Origin of the sequence: Actinomadura sp. CNU-125, from assembly GCF_001942465.1 — a bacterium.
In the GTDB taxonomy this organism is placed as follows: Bacteria; Actinomycetota; Actinomycetes; order Streptosporangiales; family Streptosporangiaceae; genus Spirillospora.
This window is the reverse complement of sequence record NZ_MKJY01000517.1, coordinates 1-1,554: the sequence shown is the minus strand read 5'-3', so window position 1 is coordinate 1,554 and position 1,554 is coordinate 1. Positions and strand designations below refer to the sequence as shown.

Below are 1,554 nucleotides of genomic sequence, written 5' to 3'. Positions count from 1 at the left end.
CTCGGGCTGCCCCGCACCGGTTCGACCGCGCTGTCGCTGCTGCTGGCGCAGGACCCGGACGTCCGGTACCTGCGGCGGTGGGAGTCCTCGCAGCCGTGCCCGCCGCCGTCGACCGTGACGGGCCCCGACCCGCGGATCCCGGTCGGCGAGGGCGAGATGGTCGGCACCCGCCGTCACGTCCCGGGCCACGTCCACGGCCCGATGGAATGCCACGAGCTGATGGCGCTGGACTTCAAGACCTACTTCTTCATGTCGTTCGCCCGGATCCCCTCCTACGCCGCGTGGCTGGTCGGGCAGGCCGATCTCACTTCGACCTTCGCCTACCAGCGGCGGGCGATGAAGCTGCTGCAGTGGGGCGAGCCGGAGCGGCCTTGGCGGCTGAAGTGCCCCTCGCACGTCCTGTTCCTCGACCACCTGGACCGGGTCTTCCCCGACGCCCGGTTCGTCATGACGCACCGGGATCCGACCGACGTGCTGCTGTCGGTGGCCGACCTGTACGCCGACATCACCGGGAACTTCACCGACCACATCGACCGGCCCTACATCGGCCGCCTCAACATCGAGCACTGGACACTCGGCATGGAGCGGACGCTGCGGTTCCGCGAGACGGAGCCGGCGACCGGTTCCACGACATCGACTTCCGCGCCATGCAGGCCGACCCCATCGGACAGGTGAGGAGCCTGTACGCGTGGCTGGGCGAGCCCGTCGGCGAGGAGTTCGAGCGCGGGATGCGCGGCTGGTGGGCCGAGGCGGCCGCCGAACGCGAGCCGAGCACCCGCGCCGACCCCCTCGCCTTCGGCATCGACCCCGACCGGGTGCGCCCGTCGTTCGCCCGCTACGTCGAGGCCGCGAACCGCTGGACGTGCACGAATCGGACCGAAAAGTGAGGAACCACATGGCCGTCGATCTGACCGGGGGCATCGACCCGTCCCGCGAGTACATGTTCGCCGATCGCCCCGACGCCCCGGAGATGCGGGACTCGGTGAGCTTCTGGGTCGTCGATGATCGCGGCGAGATGGGGCTTCCGCGCGTCGGCGTCGAGGCGGTCGCCGCGAACTGGGACGCCCACGACTTCCAGATCAACGTCGCCTTCGGCGACGGGCACGTCTACCGGCTGCGCGACGGCGGCCCGTCCCACCCGGCCGCGACGCGCACGGGCGCCCGGCGGTGCTGGGGGCCGGCGGGCTGGAGTTCCGCTGCGTCGAACCGTTCGGTGTCTGGACGATGACCTACGCCGGGAAGGCCGTCCGGACCTCCTCCGCCGATCTCGCCGCGGGCAGGATCGACGGCCCGGACGTGGACGTCCGCTTCCACGTGGAGGCGCGCATGGCGGTGCCGCCATGGGTGCAGGGCGCGCTGATCGCCGACGCGGGCCGGCGGCTGAAGGAGTCGGTCGAGGGCGGCCTCATGGGCGGGCCGCGCTACGAGCAGCTGTTCCGCGCGACCGGATCGGTGACCGTCGACGGCGGTCCCGAGTACCGCTTCACCGGCAGCGGCCTGCGCATCCGCCGCCAGGGCGTCCGCAAGCTCGCCGACTTCTGGGGCCACTGCTGG

General features: G+C 72.0%; 4 protein-coding genes. All 4 read left to right on the top strand.

Annotated features, from left to right (window positions below; translation table 11 throughout):
- Nucleotides 1-675, top strand: a 675-nt coding sequence (locus tag BJF79_RS39350) for a sulfotransferase family protein (RefSeq protein ID WP_262403245.1), incomplete at its 5' end; no start/stop codon positions are given.
- The gene (locus BJF79_RS63805; protein ID WP_262403244.1) at nucleotides 648-887 is read left to right on the top strand and encodes a hypothetical protein; all 240 of its coding nucleotides are present in this window, start codon (nucleotides 648-650) and stop codon (nucleotides 885-887) included. The genes BJF79_RS39350 and BJF79_RS63805, both read left to right, overlap by 28 nt.
- An 8-nt stretch (nucleotides 888-895) precedes the next feature.
- A complete protein-coding gene (locus BJF79_RS63800) occupies nucleotides 896-1,228 on the top strand; it encodes a hypothetical protein (protein ID WP_262403243.1) in 333 nt (110 codons plus the stop codon).
- Nucleotides 1,225-1,554 (top strand): hypothetical protein (locus BJF79_RS63795; RefSeq protein WP_262403242.1); only part of this gene is annotated, 330 nt, incomplete at its 3' end. The genes BJF79_RS63800 and BJF79_RS63795, both read left to right, overlap by 4 nt.